This is a genomic window from Pyxidicoccus fallax (genome assembly GCF_012933655.1).
Taxonomy (GTDB): domain Bacteria; phylum Myxococcota; class Myxococcia; order Myxococcales; family Myxococcaceae; genus Myxococcus; species Myxococcus fallax.
In genome coordinates this window covers 12,610-32,523 of record NZ_JABBJJ010000058.1, presented here as the reverse complement: position 1 = coordinate 32,523, position 19,914 = coordinate 12,610, and the positions used below count along the sequence as shown (strand labels likewise).

The following is a 19,914-nucleotide window of genomic DNA, read 5'->3' as shown; positions in this document are numbered from 1 at the left end:
GCCTCTGTCTTGACGCAGGGCGCCCCGCCTCCTCGGCGTGGGCGCCCTCGTCGTTTCCAGGCCGTGGGCCTCCCGGAGGTTCGCCTGGGAGGCCCGGCATCATCAGGCCGCGGGTGCCTTGTCGTCGCCTCCCTCGCTCGCCGCGTCCGCCGCCTCCTGGGCCTTCTTCAGGAGGGTCGCGAGGCGCTCGGCCAGGGCCTGGACGTTGGGGGCGCGCAGGGCCGTGTAGTGGTTGCCCGGGACTTCGTGCACCTCCACCGCTTCGGAGAACGCGCCCCAACCCCGGCCAGGGGCCTGGGCGGACTCCGGAATCCCCTCGCTGGCCCGGAGCACGGTGACGCGGCCCGCGAAGGGTCGGGGCTCGTAGTGCTTCAAGGCGCGCAGGTTGGCGGCGAAGACGTCGAACAGCGCGCGCACCTGGGGCAGCCCCACCTCCGGGACGAGCAGGCCCGCCTTGCGGCCTTCCTCCATGAGGTGTTGGAGCACCGTGTCCACGTCACTGCCGGCGAGCGACGCGTCCGGCATCCAGTCGCCCTGCGCCGCGAGCTGTCCCTGGTCCCTGGCGAACATGGCCGCCACCTGTAGCGGGTCATCGACGTTGGCCCGGACGCGGTCCGCGGCGGCGGGGGTGGGGTCGATCATCGCGACGAACTCCACCTGCTCCTGACGGGCCTGGAGCTGGCGGGCCATCTCGAACGCCACCACCGCGCCCATCGACCAGCCGCCGAGCAGGTAGGGCCCGTGCGGCTGCACCGTGCGGAGGACCTCGATGTAGTAGGCGGCCAGTTCCTCGATGGCGCTCAACGGAGGCTGCTGCCCGTCGAGCCCCTGAGCCTGGAGGCCGTAGACGGGCTGCTCCGGGCCGAGCTGCCGCGCGAGCTCGGCGTAGGCGAGGACGTTCCCGCCCACGGGGTGGACGAGGAACAACGGCCGGCGGTTTCCGCCCGTCTGGATGGGCACCAGCGGAGAGAAGGGCGCGGGCGCCTGCCGCAGGAGCGCGGCGAGCTGCTCGACGGTGGGGGCCTGGAACAGCGAGGCCAGGCGCAGCTCCCGGCCCGTGCGCTCGCGGATGCGCGCGGCCAGTTGCACCGCGAGGAGCGAGTGGCCACCGAGCTCGAAGAAGTGACTCTTGACGCCAATGGGCCGGATGTTGAGCAGCTCCTCCCAGATGCCCGCCAGCTGGTGCTCGAGCACGTCGCGCGGGGCCACGTAGTCGTGCGTGGCCGTCAGGCTCTGGGCCTCGGGAGCGGGCAGGGCGCGACGGTCCACCTTGCCGTTGGGCGTCAGCGGCAGCGCGTCCATGGAGACGAAGGCCGAAGGCACCATGTACTCCGGCAGCCGCTCCTTGAGGAAGGTGCGCAGGGTGGAGAACTCGGGCGCGGTGGTGCGCGAGGTGAACCAGGCCACCAGACGCTTGTCGCCGGGCACGTCCTCACGCACGAGCACCACGGCCTGGTGCACGGCGGGGTGCAGGGCGAGCGCGGACTCGATTTCACCCAGCTCGATGCGGAAGCCGCGCAGCTTCACCTGGAAGTCGGTGCGGCCCAGGTAGTCGAGCGTGCCGTCCGCCAGCCAGCGCACCTTGTCACCGGTGCAGTACATGCGAGCGCCGGGCACGGGGCTGAAGGGGTCCGCGATGAAGCGCTCGGCGGTGAGGTCCGGACGGCGCAGGTAGCCGCGGGCGAGGCCGGCACCGGAGATGAAGAGCTCACCGGGCACACCGACGGGCACCGGCTGCAGGCGCTCATCCAGGACGTAGGTGAGCACGTTGGCCAGAGGCCCGCCGATGGTGGGACGCGAGGAAGCGCGCACCTCGAAGGAGGTGGAGTCGACGGTGCACTCGGTGGGGCCGTAGACGTTGAAGGCGCGAGTGGCCGGAGCGGCGGCGAGCTGCTGCCAGGTGGCCTCGTCGATGGCCTCACCGCCGGGCAGCAGCACGCGAGGAGCCCATTCGGCCTGGAAGAGGCCGGCCTGCAGCATCAGCTTGAGCAGCGACGGAGTGCAGTCGAGCACGTCGATGCGGTGACGGCGCACCCAGTCGACCATGGCCTGAGGGTCCTGGCGGGTGGAGTCGGGGACGATGCACAAGCAGTGGCCATCGAGCAGCTGGACGAGCTGCTGGACGGAGGCATCGAAGGCCAGAGGGGCGTTGAGGCTGGCGCGCAGGCCGGAGGCCGGCTGTCCGGAGTAGACGGACCGACGCAGGCCGCGGTGCAGGTTGAGCACCGAGCGGTGCTGAATCATGACGCCCTTGGGGGTGCCGGTGCTGCCGGAGGTGTAGATGACGTAGGCGAGGTTGTCGGGCGAGGTCACCGGCGCCGGGTTGTGCGTGGGCCGGGGGGCGAGCAGCTCCGCTTCGCTGTCCAGGCACAGCACGCGTGTCGCCGTGGGACGCCAACCGTCGACAAGCTCCCGCCGCGTGAGCAGCACGGGTGCACCGCAATCCTGGAGGGTGAGCGTGCGGCGCTGGACGGGCCATGCCGGGTCGAGCGGCACGTAGCCGCCGCCGGCCTTCATGATGCCCAGCAGGGCGATGATGGCGTCCACGGAGCGCTCCATGCAGAGCGCCACGGGCACGTCCGGGCCCACGCCAAGCGAGCGCAGGTGATGCGCGAGCTGGTTCGCGCGAGTGTTGAGCTGGGCGTACGTGAGGACGTCCTCCTCGAAGCGCACGGCGGGCGCGTCGGGAGTGAGGGCGGCCTGGTGCTCGAAGGACTCGGGGAACGTGGAGGGCACCGGGAAGTCGGCGGCGGTGTCGTTCCACGCGCGGAGCACCTGCTGGCGCTCGGTCGGGGTGAGCAGCTCGACGTCCGCGAGCGGTGCGTCGGGGCTCGCGGCCACGGCCTTCAGCAGCACCTGGAGGTGGGCCACCATGCGCGTGGCGGTCGCCTCCGTGTACAGGTCGGCATTGAACTGGAGCTGACCGCGGAAGCCCTCGGGGCCTTCGGATAGACCGAGGTTGAGCTCGAACTTGGCGGCGGCAGTGCCGTCTGTCTCCAGGGGACGCATGGTCAGCTCGGACGCGGCGACCTCCTGCACGGGCGTGTTCTGCAGGGAGAAGAACGCCTGGAAGAGCGGCGAGCGGCTCATGTCACGAGCCGGCTGCAGCTCCTCCACCAGCTTCTCGAACGGAACATCCTGATGGTCGTAGGCACCGAGCGTCGTCTCGCGCACGCGGCCGAGCAGGGCCCGGAAGGAGTCCCGAACCACGAGCCGCGAGCGCAGCACGAGCGTGTTGACGAAGAAGCCGATGAGGCCCTCGGTCTCCGCATGGCGGCGGCCCGCGATGGGCGAGCCGACCACCACATCGTCCTGACCGGAGTACCGCGACAGCAGCAGCTGCCATGCGGCGAGCAGCAGCATGAAGGGCGTGGCGCCCTCGCGCTGGGCCAGCGCCTTCAGCGACTCGCTCAGCTCGCGGGGCAGGTTCACCGGCACCGTGCCGCCTCGCGAGGACAGCACGGGCGGACGGGGCTTGTCGGTGGGCAGCTCCAGGTGCGGCGGCGCGCCGGCAAGCTGCTGCTTCCACCAGCCGAGCTGCTGCTCCAGCGCCTCGCCCTGCAGCCACGAGCGCTGCCACACCGCGAAGTCGGCGTACTGCACCGGCAGCTCGGGCAGAGGAGACGTGCGACCCGTGGAGAAGGCCCCGTACAACATGGCCATCTCGCGCACGAGCACGCCCGTGGACCAGCCGTCGGAGATGATGTGGTGCATGTTGAGCAGCAGCGCGTGCTGGTGCTCGGACAGGCGCAGCAGGGTGATGCGCAGCAGCGGCCCGGTGGAGAGGTTGAAGGGGCGCACCGCGTCCTGCGATGCCAGGCGGCGGGCCTCGGCGCGACGCTGCTCCTCGGGCAACTCGCGCAGGTCCACCACGGCCAGCGGCATGTCCGCGGGCGGATGGATGCGCTGGAAGGGCTGGCCCGCCTCGGCGTGGAAGCTGGTGCGCAGCGACTCGTGACGGCGCACCAGTTCCGTGAAGGCGCTCTCCAGCGCGGCCACATCCAGCACGCCGTCGAGCATCAGCGGCGTGGGCATGTTGTACAGCGGGCTGCCGGGCTGGAGCTGATCGAGGAACCACAGGCGCTGCTGGGCGAAGGACAGCGGCACGCGGTCCTCGCGCGCGGCACGACTCAGCGCGGGGACGCCAGTGGACCTGTTGGCCTTCTCCACAGCGAGCGCGAGCTGCTCCAGGGTGGGGGACTCGAAGAGGGCGCGCAGCGGCAGCTCGACGCCGAAGGCGGCGCGGATACGAGCCACCACTTGGGTGGCCAGCAGGGAGTGGCCGCCCAGGGCGAAGAAGTCGTCGCTGCGGCCGACCTTCTCGACGCGAAGCACCTGGGCCCAGACGGCGGCCAGCTGCTCCTCGGTGGGGGTGGCTGGGGCGACGTAGGTGGTGGACGAAGTCAGCAGCGAAGCGTCGGGAGCAGGCAGGGCCTTGCGGTCCACCTTGCCGTTGGGCGTCAGCGGCATGGCCTCCAGGGAGACGAAGGCGGAGGGCACCATGAAGTCCGGCAGCGTCTTGCGCACGTGCATGCGCAGCGCGTCGGTGTCCAGCGAATGGCCGGAAGCCGGCACGAGGTAGGCCACCAGACGCTTGTCGCCAGGGACGTCCTCGCGGGCCATGACGAGCACCTGCTGGACGCTGGAGTGCTGGCGCAGGCTGGACTCGATTTCGCCCAGCTCGATGCGGAAGCCACGCACCTTCACCTGGAAGTCGGTGCGGCCCAGGTACTCCAGCACGCCGTCATGCCGCCAGCGCACCAGGTCTCCGGTGCGGTACATGCGCGCACCGGGCACGGGGCTGAAGAGGTCGGGCACGAAGCGCTCAGCGGTGAGGGAAGGCTTGGCGAGGTAGCCGCGAGCCAGGCCGACGCCAGCGAGGTACAGCTCGCCGGGGACGCCGACAGGCTGCAACTCCATGCGGGAGTTGAGGATGTAGGCGCTGGTTTGAGGCAGGGGCAGGCCGATGGTGGGCTCGCCCGGGCCTTCGGGGACGCGGGTGTAGGTGGAGTAGGTGGTGTCCTCGGTGGGGCCGTAGAGGTTGAAGACGTGGCGGACGGTGCCGGTGGCGTAAAGGCCGCGGGCCAGGGTGCCGGGCAGCGGCTCACCGGCGAGGTTGACGGTGGTGACAGAGGGCGGAATGGCGCCCAGCCGCAGCAGCTCGGCGGCGGCGGAAGGCACCGTATTGAGCAGCGTCACCTCGGAGGCGGCCGGCAGCGACGGCAGGGCCAGCGCGTCACGGGCCAGGAACACGGCTCCCCCGCACGTCAGCGGAGCGAAGAGCTCGAAGACGGACAGGTCGAAGCAGATGGAGGTGGCAGCCAGGGTGCCGGCGAGCTGAGCGGGAGTGAAGGTACGCGTGGCCCAGTCGAGGAAGACGGAGGCATTGGCGTGCGTGATGGAGACGCCCTTGGGCTGGCCGGTGCTGCCGGAGGTGTAGATGACGTAGGCGAGGTTGTCCTCGCCGACAGAGGACTCCGGAGCGGAAGAGGGCAGCAGCGAGAAGGAGTCAGGCAGCGAGTCGAGGCAGAGGGTGCTCAGCGCGGAAGTGTCGAGCTGGAGGGAGTCGAGCAGGGGCCGGTGAGCCAGCAGCAGGTGGGCCTGGGAATCGGCGAGGGTGTACGTCAGGCGCGAGCGGGGGTAGTTGGCATCGAGCGGGACGTAGGTGCCGCCAGCCTTGAGGATGGCGAGCAGCGAGACGAGCAGGTCCGCGTTGCGCTCGAGGAGGACGGCGACGCGCACCTCGGGCCCGACGCCCTGAGCCCGCAGGGCGTGGGCGAGGCGGTTGGCGCGCTCATCGAGCTGGCGGTAGGTGAAGCGAGCCTCGCCCGCGACGAGGGCGAGGGCGTCGGGAGTGCGAGCCACCTGGGCGGAGACGAGGTGGTGGATGAGGCCACGGCGCAGTTGGGTGCGCGTGTCGTTCCACTCCACGAGCAGCGTCTGGCGCTCGGAAGTGGAGAGCAGAGGCACGTCGAGCAGCGGTAGCTCGGGCCGGGAGGTGACGGCCTCCAGCAGGGTCCGCAGGTGCGCGGCGAGCCGACGCACGGTGTCCTCGCGGAACAGGTCCGCGCAGTAGTTGATGGACCCGGAGATACCGTCCGCGGAGTTCGAGAAGGAGAACGTCAGGTCGAACTTGGCGCTGACGCCTTCGACCTCGACAGGGCTGATCGACAGGGCCTCCTGAGACGATGAACCTCCGCCCGAGCTTCTGGCGGCGGCGTCCGCGGCGTTCTGGAGGATGACCATCGCCTGGAACAGGGGCGAGCGGCTCAGGTCGCGCTGGGGCTGGAGTTCCTCGACGAGCTTCTCGAAGGGCACGTCTTGGTAGGCGAAGGCGCCGAGGGTGGTTTCCCGCACGCGCCCCAGCAGCGTGGAGAAGGACGGGTTGTCATCGAAGCGAGCACGCAGGGCGAGCGTGTTGATGAAGAAGCCGATGAGGCCCTCGAGCTCGGAGAAGCGGCGGCCGGCGATGGGCGAGCCGACGACGATGTCCTGCTGGCCGGAGTAGCGGGCGAGCAGCGCCTGGGTGGAGGCGAGCAGGCCCATGAAGAGGGTAGCGCCCTGCTTCTGGCACAGCGTTTCCAGCGCACGGCTCAGCTCCTTGGGGAGCTGGAAGCGCAGGGACGCACCGCGAACAGACTGGACGGGCGGACGCGGGAAGTCGGTGGGCAGCTCCAGGGCATGAGGCGCGCCGGCAAGCTGCTGCTTCCACCAACCGAGCTGCTGCTCCAGCACCTCACCCTGCAGCCACGAGCGCTGCCACGCCGCATAGTCGGCGTACTGCACCGGCAGCTCGGGCAGGGGCGAGGGCAGGCCCTGACGGAAAGCCTCGTAGAACATCCCCATCTCGCGGATGAGGACGGAGGAGGACCAGCCGTCGGAGACGATGTGGTGGATGTTGAGCAGCAGCACGTGCTGACGCTCGGCCAGGCGCAGCAGGCTGACGCGCAGCAGCGGGCCGGTGGCGAGGTTGAACGGACGCGTGGCGTCCTCGTGAGCAAGGCGGCGTGCCTCGGCTTCGCGGTCCTTGCGCGCGCTCAGGTCCACCACCGTGAGGCGGAAGGCCGTGGGCGGGTGGATGAGCTGGACGGGGTTGCCAACCTCGGCCTGGAAGGTGGTGCGCAGCGACTCGTGACGACGCACCAGCTCGGTGAAGGCCCGCTCCAGCGCGGCCACATTCAGCACGCCGTCGAGCCGCAGGGCCGTGGGCATGTTGTACAGCGCGGTTCCGGGTTCGAGCTGATCGAGGAACCACAAGCGCTGCTGGGCGAAGGACAGTGGCAGCTGCGCATCCCGGGGCGCGGGGCGCAGCGGCGGCATCTGGCCCGCCTTGGCCCCGACGCTCAGGCCATCAATGGCCCGCGCGAGGTTCGCGAGTGAAGAGTCCTCGAAGAGGGCACGCAGCGGCAGCTCGACGCCGAAGGCGGCGCGGACGCGAGCCACCACCTGGGTGGCCAGCAGCGAGTGGCCGCCCAGGGCGAAGAAGTCATCGTGGCGGCCGACCTTCTCGACGCGAAGCACCTGGGCCCAGACGGCGGCCAGCTGCTCCTCGGTGGAGGTTGCTGGGGCGACGTAGGTGGTGGATGAGGCGAGCAGCGAAGCGTCGGGAGCGGGCAGGGCCTTGCGGTCCACCTTGCCGTTGGGCGTCAGCGGCATCGCCTCCAGGGAGACGAAGGCGGAGGGCACCATGAAGTCCGGCAGTGTCTTGCGCACGTGCGTGCGCAGCGCGTCGGCTTCAATGGCCACTCCCGGAGGAGGCACCACGTAAGCCACCAGACGCTTGTCGCCAGGGACATCCTCGCGGGCCATGACGAGCACCTGCTGGACGCTGGAGTGCTGGCGCAGGCTGGACTCGATTTCGCCCAGCTCGATGCGGAAGCCACGCACCTTCACCTGGAAGTCGGTGCGGCCCAGGTACTCCAGCACGCCGTCATGCCGCCAGCGCACCAGGTCTCCGGTGCGGTACATGCGAGCGCCGGGTACGGGGCTGAAGAGGTCGGGCACGAAGCGCTCGGCGGTGAGCGAGGGCTTGGCGAGGTAACCGCGAGCCAGGCCGACGCCGGCCAGGTACAGCTCGCCGGGGACGCCGACGGGCTGCAGCTCCATGCGGGAGTTGAGGATGTAGGCGCTGGTTTGAGGCAGGGGCAGGCCGATGGTGGGCTCGCCGGGGCCTTCTGGGACGCGGGTATAGGTGGAGTAGGTGGTGTCCTCGGTGGGGCCGTAGAGGTTGAAGACGTGGCGCACGGTGCCGGTGGCATAAAGGCCGCGGGCCAGGGTGCCGGGCAGCGGCTCACCGGCGAGGTTGATGGTGGTGACAGAGGGCGGAATGGCGCCCAGCCGCAGCAGCTCGGCGGCGGCCGAGGGCACCGTATTGAGCAGCGTCACCTCGGAGGCGGCCGGCAGCGACGGCAGGGCCAGCGCGTCGCGAGCCAGGAACACGGCGCCGCCGCAGGTGAGCGGAGCGAAGAGCTCGAAGACGGACAGGTCGAAGCAGACGGAGGTGGCGGCGAGAGTGCCGGCGAGCTGAGTGGGGGTGAAGGTACGGGTGGCCCAGTCGAGGAAGACGGAGGCGTTGGCGTGCGTGATGGCGACGCCCTTGGGCTGGCCGGTGCTGCCGGAGGTGTAGATGACGTAGGCGAGATTGTCCTCGCGGACGGAGGACTCGGGCGCAGTGCCAGGCAGCTGCGAGAAGGAGTCGGGCAGCGAGTCGAGGCAGAGGGTGGAGAGGCTGCCGGTGTCGAGCTGGAGGGAGTCGAGCAGGGGCCGGTGAGCCAGCAGCAGGTGGGCCTGGGAATCAGCGAGGGTGTACGTCAGGCGTGAGCGGGGGTAGTTGGCATCGAGCGGGACGTAGGTGCCGCCAGCCTTGAGGATGGCGAGCAGCGAGACGAGCAGGTCCGCGTTGCGCTCGAGGAGGACGGCGACCCGCACCTCAGGCCCGACGCCCTGGGAGCGCAGAGCATGAGCCAGACGGTTGGAGCGCTCATCGAGCTGGCGGTAGGTGAAGCGAGCCTCGCCCGCGACGAGAGCGAGAGCGTCGGGAGTGCGAGCCACCTGGGCGGAGACGAGGTGGTGGATGAGGCCCCGACGCAGCTGGGTGCGCGTGTCGTTCCACTCCACGAGCAGCGTCTGGCGCTCGGCAGCGGAGAGCAGGGGCACGTCGAGCAGCGGCAGCTCGGGCCGGGAGGTGACGGCCTCCAGCAGGGCCCGCAGGTGCGCGGCGAGCCGACGCACGGTGTCCTCGCGGAACAGGTCCGCGCAGTAGTTGATGGACCCGGAGATGCCGTCCGCGGAGTTCGAGAAGGAGAACGTCAGGTCGAACTTGGCGCTGACGCCTTCGACCTCGACAGGGCTGATCGACAGAGCCTCCTGAGACGATGAACCTCCGCCCGAGCTTCTGGCGGCGGCGTCCGCGGCGTCCGCGGCGTTCTGGAGGATGACCATCGCCTGGAAGAGCGGCGAGCGGCTCAGGTCGCGCTGGGGCTGGAGTTCCTCGACGAGCTTCTCGAAGGGCACGTCCTGGTACGCGAAGGCGCCGAGCGTCGTCTCGCGCACGCGGCTCAGCAGAGTGGAGAAGGACGGGTTGTCGTCGAGGCGAGCGCGCAGGGCGAGCGTGTTGATGAAGAAGCCGATGAGGCCCTCGAGCTCGGAGAAACGACGGCCGGCGATGGGCGAGCCGACCACCACGTCGTCTTGCCCGGAGTAGCGCGCCAGCAGCGCCTGGGTGGAGGCGAGCAGGCCCATGAAGAGGGTGGCGCCCTGCTTCTGGCACAGGGCCTCCAATGCACGGCTCAGCTCCTTGGGGAACTGGAAGCGCAGAGACGCACCGCGGACGGACTGGACGGGCGGACGCGGGAAGTCGGTGGGCAGCTCCAGTGCCTGCGGGGCCCCGGCGAGCTGCTGCTTCCACCAGCCGAGCTGCTGCTCCAGCACCTCACCCTGCAGCCACGAGCGCTGCCACGCCGCATAGTCGGCGTACTGCACCGGCAGCTCGGGCAGGGGCGAGGGCAGGCCCTGGCGGAAGGCCTCGTAGAACATCCCCATCTCGCGGATGAGGACGGAGGAGGACCAGCCGTCGGAGACGATGTGGTGGATGTTGAGCAGCAGCACGTGCTGACGCTCGGCCAGGCGCAGCAGGCTGACGCGCAGCAGCGGGCCGGTGGCGAGGTTGAACGGACGCGTGGCGTCCTCGTGAGCAAGGCGGCGTGCCTCGGCTTCGCGGTCCTTGCGCGCGCTCAGGTCCACCACCGGGAGGCGGAAGGCCATGGGCGGGTGGATGAGCTGGACGGGGTTGCCGGCCTCGGCCTGGAAGGTGGTGCGCAGCGACTCGTGACGGCGCACCAGCTCGGTGAAGGCCCGCTCCAGCGCGGCCACATCCAGCACGCCGTCGAGCCGCAGGGCCGTGGGCATGTTGTACAGCGCGCTACCGGGCTCGAGCTGATCGAGGAACCACAGGCGCTGCTGGGCGAAGGACAGCGGCAGCTGCGCATCCCGAGGCGCGGGGCGCAGCGGCGGCACCTGGCCCGCCTTGGCCCCGACGCTCAGTCCATCAATGGTCCGCGCGAGGCTCGCGAGTGAGGAGTCCTCGAAGAGGGCGCGAAGCGGCAGCTCCACGCCGAGGGCCGCGCGGACGCGAGCCACCACCTGGGTGGCCAGCAGCGAGTGGCCTCCCAGGGCGAAGAAGTCGTCATTGCGGCCGACCTTCTCCACGCGCAGCACCTGGGCCCAGACAGCAGCCAGCTGCTCCTCGGTGGGCGTGACGGGGGCCACGTACTCACTGGAGGCGAGCTGCGAGGCCTCGGGAGCGGGCAGCGCTCGGCGGTCCACCTTGCCGTTGGGCGTCAGCGGCAGGACGTCCATGGGGACGAAGGCCGAAGGCACCATGTACTCCGGCAGGCGCTCCTTGAGGAAGGAGCGCAGCGCGGAGAGCTCGGGCGCAGTGGTGCGAGAGGTGAACCAGGCCACCAGCCGCTTGTCGCCGGGGACGTCCTCGCGCACGAGCACCACGGCCTGATGCACGGCGGGGTGCAGGGCGAGCGCGGATTCGATTTCACCCAGCTCGATGCGGAAGCCGCGCAGCTTCACCTGGAAGTCGGTGCGGCCCAGGTAGTCGAGCGTGCCATCGGCCAGCCAGCGCACCTTGTCACCGGTGCGGTACATGCGCGCGCCGGGCACGGGGCTGAAGGGGTCCGCGATGAAACGCTCGGCGGTGAGGTCCGGACGGCGCAGGTAGCCACGGGCGAGGCCGGCACCGGAGATGAAGAGCTCACCGGGCACACCGACGGGCACCGGCTGCAAGCGCTCATCCAGGACGTAGGTGAGCACGTTGGCCAGAGGCCCACCGATGGTGGGGCGGGTATCCGCACGCACGCCGAAGGCGGTGGAGTCGACGGTGCACTCGGTGGGGCCGTAGACGTTGAAGGTGCGAGTGGCCGGAGCGGCGGCGAGCTGCTGCCACGTCGCCTCATCGATGGCCTCGCCACCGGGCACCAGCAGCCGAGGCACCACCTCACCCTGGAAGAGGCCCGCCTGGAGCATCAGCCGGAGCAGCGACGGCGTGCAGTCGAGGACGTCGACGCGGTAGCGGCGCACCCAGTCCACCATGGCCTGAGGGTCCTGGCGGGTGGAGTCGGGGACGATGCACAGGCAGTGGCCATCGAGCAGCTGGACGAGCTGCTTGACGGAAGCGTCGAAGGAAAGAGGAGCGTTGACGCTGACGTGCAGGCCAGAGGGCTGACCGGAGTAGACGGACTGGCGCAGGGCGTGGCGCAGGTTGAGCACCGAGCGGTGCTGAATCATGACGCCCTTGGGGGTGCCGGTGCTGCCGGAGGTGTAGATGACGTAGGCGAGGTTGTCGGGCGAGGCCACCGGCACGGGGTTGTGCGCAGGCCGGGAGGCGAGCAGCGCCGCCTCGGTGTCCAGGCAGAGCACGTGGACGTTTTCAGCAACCCAGGAGGAGCCCAGGTGCTGAGCGGTGAGCAGCACCGGAGCGCCGCAGTCCTGAAGGGTGAGGGCGCGGCGCTGGACGGGCCAGGCCGGGTCGAGAGGCACGTAGCCGCCGCCGGCCTTCATGATGCCCAGCAGGGAGACGAGGGCGTCCACGGAGCGCTCCAGGCAGAGCGCCACGGGGACATCGGGCCCGACGCCGAGCAACCGCAGGTGGTGCGCGAGCTGATTGGCGCGAGCGTTGAGCTGGGCGAAGGAGAGGACGTCCTCCTCGAAGCGCACGGCAGGCGCGTCGGGAGTGAGAGCGGCCTGGTGCTCGAAGACGTGGTGGAAGGTGGAGTCCACCGGGAAGTCGGCGGCGGTGTCGTTCCAGGCGCGGAGCACCTGCTGGCGCTCGGCGGAGGTGAGCAGCTCGACGTCCGCGAGCGGCGCATCGGGACGCGAGACGACGGCCTGCAGAAGCACCTGGAGGTGGGCCACCATGCGGGTGGCGGTCGCCTCGGTGTAGAGGTCGGTGTTGTACTGGAACCCGCCTCCGAAGCCGTCCTGCGTCTCCGACAGGCCGAGGTTCAGCTCGAACTTGGAGGAGGCGGCGCGCTCGACCTCCAGGGGCCGCATGGTCAGCTCGGACGCGACGACGTCCTGCACGGGCGTGTTCTGCAGCGCGAAGAACGCCTGGAAGAGCGGCGAGCGGCTCATGTCGCGAACCGGCTCGAGTTCTTCCACCAGCTTCTCGAACGGCACGTCCTGGTGCTCGTAGGCGCCCAGCGTCATCGCTCGCACCTGCCGCAGCAATTGCGCGAACGACTGGCTCCCGCTCAACCGCGAACGCAGGACGAGCGTGTTGACGAAGAAGCCGATGAGGCCCTCCGTCTCCGCATGGCGGCGACCCGCGATGGGCGAGCCGACCACCACGTCATCCTGGCCGGAGTACCGCGACAGCAACAGCTGGTAGGCGGCCAGCAGCAGCATGAAGGGCGTGGCGCCCTCACGCTGGGCCAGCGCCTTCAGCGACTCGCTCAGCTCGCGCGACAGGCGCACGGGCACCGTGCCGCCTCGCGAGGACAGCACGGGCGGACGGGGCTTGTCGGTGGGCAGCTCCAGGTGCGGCGGCGCTCCAGCGAGCTGCTGCCTCCACCAGCCGAGCTGCTCCTCCAGCGCTTCACCCTGCAGCCACGAGCGCTGCCAGACCGCGAAGTCGGCGTACTGCACCGGCAGCTCCGGCAGCGGAGACGTGTGGCCCGTGGAGAAGGCGCCGTACAGCGTGGCCACCTCGCGCACGAGCACGCCCATGGACCAACCATCGGAGACGATGTGGTGCATGTTGAGCAGCAGCGCGTGCTGGTGCTCGGCCAGGCGCAGCAGCGTCACTCGCAGCAGCGGCCCGGTGGAGAGGTTGAACGGGCGCACCGCGTCCTGGGCCGCGAGGCGGCGGGCCTCGGCGCGACGCTGCTCCTCGGGCAACTCGCGCAGGTCCACCACGGCCAGCGGCATGTCCGCGGGCGGGTGGATGCGCTGGAAGGGCTGGCCCGCCTCGGCGTGGAAGCTGGTGCGCAGCGACTCGTGACGGCACACCAGTTCATTGATGGCACGCTCCAGGGCGCTCACATCCAACACGCCGTCGAGCATCAGCGGCGTGGGGATGTTGTACAGCGCGCTGCCGGGCTGGAGCTGGTCGAGGAACCACAGGCGCTGCTGCGCGAACGACAGCGGAGACCGCTCGTCACGCGACGCGGGCCGCAGGGGCGGCAGGTTCGCCTTCACGGGCTCGCTGGCATCGATGGCCCTCGCGAGTCCTTCCAGGGTGGAGGACTCGAACAGCTTCCGCAGCGGCAGCTCCACGCCGAAGACGGCGCGGATGCGAGCCACCACCTGCGTCGCGAGCAGGGAGTGGCCACCCAGGGCGAAGAAGCCGTCGTGACGACCCACCTTCTCCAGGCGAAGCACCTGGGCCCAGATGGCGGCCAGTTGCTCCTCGGTAGGCGTGGCCGGAGCGACGTACTCGCTGGAGGCCGCCAGGGAGGTCTCGGGAACAGGCAGGGCCTTGCGGTCGACCTTGCCGTTGGGCGTCAGCGGCAACGCGCCCATGGGCACGAAGGCCGAGGGCACCATGTACTCGGGCAGCTGGGCCCTGAGGGCCTCGCGCAGCGCTTCGGCGGAGACGTCAGGCCCGCCGACGACATAGGCCACCAGACGCTTGTCGCCGGGGCGGTCCTCGCGCGTCATCACGAAGGCCTCGGCGATGCCGGGCTGCTGGCGCAGCACGGTCTCGATTTCGCCCGGCTCGATGCGGAAGCCGCGCACCTTCACCTGGAAGTCGGCGCGGCCCAGGAACTCCAGCGAGCCGTCCGCCAGCCAGCGAGCGAGGTCACCGGTGCGGTAGAGGCGCTCGCCGGGGACGTCGGAGAAGGGGTGCGGAACGAAGCGCTCCGCGGTGAGGTCGGGCCTGCGCAGGTAGCCCCAGGCCAGGCCGTCGCCACCGACGTACAGCTCGCCGGGCACGCCCACGGGCACGGGCCGCAGGGCCGCATCCAGCACGTAGGTGGTGGACTGCGAGATGGGCCGGCCGATGGGAATGGAGTGGCTCGGCGAGGTGCCGGCATGCAGGGTGTGGGTGGTGGAGAAGGAGGCGTTCTCCGTGGGGCCGTAGCAGTTGAGGAGCACGGTGCCCGGAGCCATGCGCGCCAGGTGCTCACGCACGCGCTGGGCGGGCAGCACGTCGCCGCCGGAGAGCACCCGAGGCACCTGGGCCAGTGCCTCGCCCTGGTAGAGCGCCACCTGCTCGAAGAGGGCGGCCGTGAGCCAGAGGGTGGTGGGCGAGTAGCGACGCACCAGCGCGCCGATCTCCTCCAGCGAGAGGGCGTGAGGAGGCGCAAGCACGAGGCGGCCGCCATTCAGCAGCGCGCCCCAGATTTCGAACGTGGAGGCGTCGAAGGCGATGGGCGCCAGCTGGACGAAGGCGTGCTCGGGGCCGAACTGGATGTACGAGGCACCGCACACCAGCCGCACCACGCCCCGATGGGTCACCATGACGCCCTTGGGCCGGCCGGTGGAGCCGGAGGTGAACATGACGTAGGCGAGGCTTTCGGCCGGCGTCGGGACGTCGAGGGAGTGCGTGGGCTGACTGGAGATGAAGGCGGCTTCGGAGTCCAGCAGCAGGGTGCGTCCAGAGAACGGAGGCAGGCGCGAGGCAAGCCGAGAATCCGTCAGCAGCAGCGGAGCTCCGGAGTCCTCCAGGAGCAGGGTGAGGCGCTCCTGTGGGTAGGTCATCTCCAGGGGCACGTAGAAGCCACCCGCCTTGAGGATGGCGAGCAGCGAGACGATGAGCTCGAAGGAGCGCTCCAGGCCCAGGGCAACGGGAGTACCGGAGGTGACGCCGAGGGAGCGGAGGGCGCGGGCGAGCTGGTTGGAGCGCTCGTCGAGCTGGCGGTAGGTGAGCTGCGTGTCGCCGAAGACGAGCGCCACGGCCTCGGGAGCGCGCTGGGCGTGAGCTTGGAACAGCGCCTGGAGCGAGTCCTCACGCGGGTAGGAGGAGTTCGTGTCATTCCAGCCGCGCAGGACCTGCTGCCGCTCGGCCTCATCGAGCAGCGGCAGGTCCGCCACGGGAAGCTGGGGCTGAGCGACGAGGCCTTGCAGCAGCACGCGCAGGTGGGAGACGAGGCGGCGGATGGTGTCTTCGCGGAACAGCTCGGTGCAGTAGCCCACCGAACCGGCGAGGCCATCGGGCGTGCTGGCGAAGGTGAAGGTGAGGTCGAACTTCGCGTCGCCGCCTTCCACCATGACGGGCTCGATGGAGAGGGACTCCTGCGAGGACGCAGGCGTGGCCGGGTTTCCAGACGCCGCATCCGCGGCGTTTTGGAGGACGACCATCGCCTGGAACAGGGGCGAGCGGCTCAGGTCACGCTGGAGCTGGAGCTCCTCGACGAGCTTCTCGAACGGCACGTCCTGGTGGGCGAAGGCGCCGAGGGTCGTCTCGCGCACGCGACCCAACAGGGTGGTGAAGGACGGGCTGTCATCGAAGCGAGCACGCAGGGCGAGCGTGTTGATGAAGAAGCCGATGAGGCCTTCGAGCTCGGAGAAGCGGCGGCCCGCGATGGGCGAGCCGACGACGATGTCCTGCTGGCCGGAGTAGCGGGCGAGCAGCGCCTGGGTGGAGGCGAGCAGGCCCATGAAGAGGGTGGCGCCCTGCTTCTGGCACAGGGCCTCCAGTGCACGGCTCAGCTCCTTGGGGAGTTGGAACTGGAAGGTCGCGCCACGCATCGACTGCACCGGCGGGCGCGGGAAGTCGGTGGGCAGCTCCAGAGCATGCGGGGCCCCGGAAAGCTGCTGCTTCCACCAGCCGAGCTGCTGCTCCAGCGCTTCGCCCTGCAACCACTGCCGCTGCCAGACCGCGTAGTCGGCGTACTGCACCGGCAGCTCGGGCAGAGGCGAGGGCAGGCCGCGACTGAAGGCGTCGTAGAGGGCGGCCATCTCCCGGACGAGGACGGAGGTGGACCAGCCGTCGGAGACGATGTGGTGGATGTTGAGCAGCAGCACGTGCTGGCGCTCGGAGAGGCGCAGCAGGGTGGCGCGCAGCAGCGGGCCGGTGGCGAGGTTGAACGGACGGGCCGCGTCCTCGTGAGCAAGGCGGCGAGCCTCGGCCTCGCGGTCCTCACGGGCGCTCAGGTCCACCACCGGGAGGCGGAAGGCCGTGGGCGGGTGGATGAGCTGGACGGGGTTGCCGGCCTCGGCATGGAAGGTGGTGCGCAGGGACTCGTGACGACGCACCAGTTCCGTGAAGGCCCGCTCCAGCGCACTCACATCCAGCACGCCGTCGAGCCGCTGCGTGTTGGGGATGTTGTAGGTGGCCGAGCCCGGCTGGAGCTGGTCGAGGAACCACAGGCGCTGCTGAGCGAACGACAGCGGCAGGTGGCCCTCACGAGGCGCGGGCCGCAGCGCGGGGATGCCCGCGGACCTGCTGGCCTTCTCCACCTCCAGCGCGAGCTGCTCCAGCGTGGGAGACTCGAAGAGAGCGCGAAGCGGCAGCTCCACGCCGAGGGCCGCGCGGACGCGAGCCACCACCTGCGTGGCCAGCAGGGAGTGGCCGCCCAGGGCGAAGAAGTCATCGTGGCGGCCGACCTTCTCGACGCGCAGCACCTGGGCCCAGACGGCAGCCAGCTGCTCCTCGGTCGGCGTGGCGGGGGCCACGTACTCACTGGAGGCCAGCTGCGATGCTTCGGGAGCGGGCAGGGCCCTGCGATCCACCTTGCCGTTGGGCGTCAGCGGCAGCGCGTCCATGGGGACGAAGGCCGAAGGCACCATGTACTCCGGCAGCCGCTCCTTGAGGAAGGCGCGCAGCGCGGAGAGCTCGGGCGCAGTGGTGCGAGAGGTGAACCAGGCCACCAGCCGCTTGTCGCCGGGGACGTCCTCGCGCACGAGCACCACGGCCTGATGCACGGCGGGGTGCAGGGCGAGGGCGGACTCGATTTCACCCAGCTCGATGCGGAAGCCGCGCAGCTTCACCTGGAAGTCAGTGCGGCCCAGGTAGTCCAGCGTGCCGTCAGCCAACCAGCGCACCTTGTCGCCGGTGCGGTACATGCGAGCGCCGGGCACGGTGCTGAAGGGGTCCGCGAGGAAGCGCTCGGCGGTGAGGTCCGGACGGCGCAGGTAGCCACGGGCGAGGCCGGCACCGGAGATGAAGAGCTCACCGGGCACACCGACGGGCACCGGCTGCAGGCGCTCATCCAGGACGTAGGTGAGCACGTTGGCCAGAGGCCCGCCGATGGTGGGGCGGGTGTCCGCACGCACGCCGAAGGCGGTGGAGTCGACGGTGCACTCGGTGGGCCCGTAGACGTTGAAGGTGCGAGTGGTCGGCGCGGCGGCGAGCTGCTGCCACGTCGCCTCATCGATGGCCTCGCCACCGGGCACCAGCAGCCGAGGCACCACCTCACCCTGGAAGAGGCCCGCCTGGAGCATCAGCCGGAGCAGCGACGGCGTGCAGTCGAGCACGTCGACGCGGTAGCGGAGCACCCAGGCCACCATGGCCTGAGGGTCCTGGCGGGTGGAGTCGGGGACGATGCACAGGCAGTGGCCATCGAGCAGTTGGACGAGCTGCTTGACGGAAGCGTCGAAGGAGAGAGGAGCGTTGACGCTGACGTGCAGGCCGGAGGGCTGGCCGGAGTAGACGGACTGGCGCAGGGCGTGGCGCAGGTTGAGCACCGAGCGGTGCTGAATCATGACGCCCTTGGGGGTGCCGGTGCTGCCGGAGGTGTAGATGACGTAGGCGAGGTTGTCGGGCGAAGCCACCGGCACGGGGTTGTGCGCAGGCCGCGAGGCGAGCGTCTGCGCCTCGGTGTCCAGGCAGAGCACGTGGACGTTCTCAGCCACCCAGGAGGAGCCCAGGTGCTGAGCGGTGAGCAGCACCGGAGCGCCGCAGTCCTGGAGGGTGAGGGCGCGGCGCTGGACGGGCCAGGCCGGGTCGAGAGGCACGTAGCCGCCGCCGGCCTTCATGATGCCCAGCAGGGAGACGAGGGCGTCCACGGAGCGCTCCAGGCAGAGCGCCACGGGGACATCGGGCCCGACGCCGAGCAACCGCAGGTGGTGCGCGAGCTGGTTGGCGCGAGCGTTGAGCTGGGCGAAGGAGAGGACGTCCTCTTCGAAGCGCACGGCGGGCGCGTCGGGAGTAAGGGCGGCCTGGTGCTCGAAGACCTGGTGGAAGGTGGAGTCGACCGGGAAGTCGGCGGCGGTGTCGTTCCAGGCACGCAGCACCTGCTGGCGCTCGGCGGAGGTGAGCAACTCGACGTCCGCGAGCGGCGCGTCGGGCCGCGAAACGACGGCCTGCAGGAGCACCTGGAGGTGGGCCACCATGCGGGTGGCGGTCGTCTCGGTGTAGAGGTCGGTGTTGTACTGGAACCCGCCTCCGAAGCCGTCCTCCGTTTCCGACAGGCTGAGGTTCAGCTCGAACTTGGTGGTCGTGGGGCCTTCGGGTCCCTCGCCACTGAGCGGGCGCAGGGCGAGCGAAGGCAGCACCATCTCCTGCACGGGCGTGTTCTGCAGGGAGAAGAACGCCTGGAAGAGCGGCGAGCGGCTCATGTCGCGAACCGGCTGCAGCTCCTCCACGAGCTTCTCGAAGGGCACATCCTGATGCTCGTAGGCGCCCAGCGTCGTCTCGCGCACGCGGCCGAGCAGGGCGCGGAAGGAGTCCCGCGTCACGAGCTGCGCGCGCAGCACGAGCGTGTTGACGAAGAAGCCGATGAGGCCCTCGGTCTCCGCGTGGCGGCGGCCGGCGATGGGAGAGCCGACCACCACATCGTCCTGCCCGGAGTAGCGCGACAGCAGGAGCTGGAAGCCCGCGAGCAGCAGCATGAAGGGCGTGGCGCCTTCGCGTTGGGCCAGGGCCTTCAGTGATTCGCTCAGCTCGCGAGACAGGCGCACGGGCACCGTGCCGCCCCGGTGCGAGAGCACGGGCGGACGGGGCTTGTCGGTGGGCAGCTCCAGGTGCGGCGGCGCGCTGGCGAGCTGCTTCTTCCACCAGCCGAGCTGCTGCTCCAGTGCCTCACCCTGTAGCCACGCGCGCTGCCACACGGCGTAGTCCGCGTACTGCACCGGCAGCTCCGGCAGCGGAGAGGGTCTGCCGGAGGAGAAGGCGTCATAGAGCGCGGCCATCTCGCGCACGAGCACGCCCGTGGACCAGCCGTCGGTGACGGTGTGGTGCATGTTGAGCAGCAGCGCGTGCTGGTGCTCGGACAGGCGCAGCAGGGTCACCCGGAGCAGCGGTCCGTTGGCGAGGCTGAAGGGGCGCACCGCGTCCTGGACCGCGAGACGGTGGGCTTCGGCGCGGCGCTGCGCCTCGGGCAGGGTGGTGAGGTCCACCACGCCCATGGGCATGGCGGCGGGCGGATGGATGAGCTGGAAGGGCTGGCCCGCCTCGGTGTGGAAGCTGGTTCGCAGCGACTCGTGACGGCGCACCAGCTCATCGAAGCTGCGCTGCAG

1 pseudogene (only partly in view) is annotated in these 19,914 nt (G+C 70.4%); it reads right to left on the bottom strand.

Annotated features, from left to right (window positions below):
- Window positions 1–102: 102 nt before the first annotated feature.
- Window positions 103–19,914 (bottom strand): annotated as a pseudogene (locus tag HG543_RS15135) (non-ribosomal peptide synthase/polyketide synthase); its annotated part runs 12,591 nt beyond the window's last position; the annotation flags it as partial.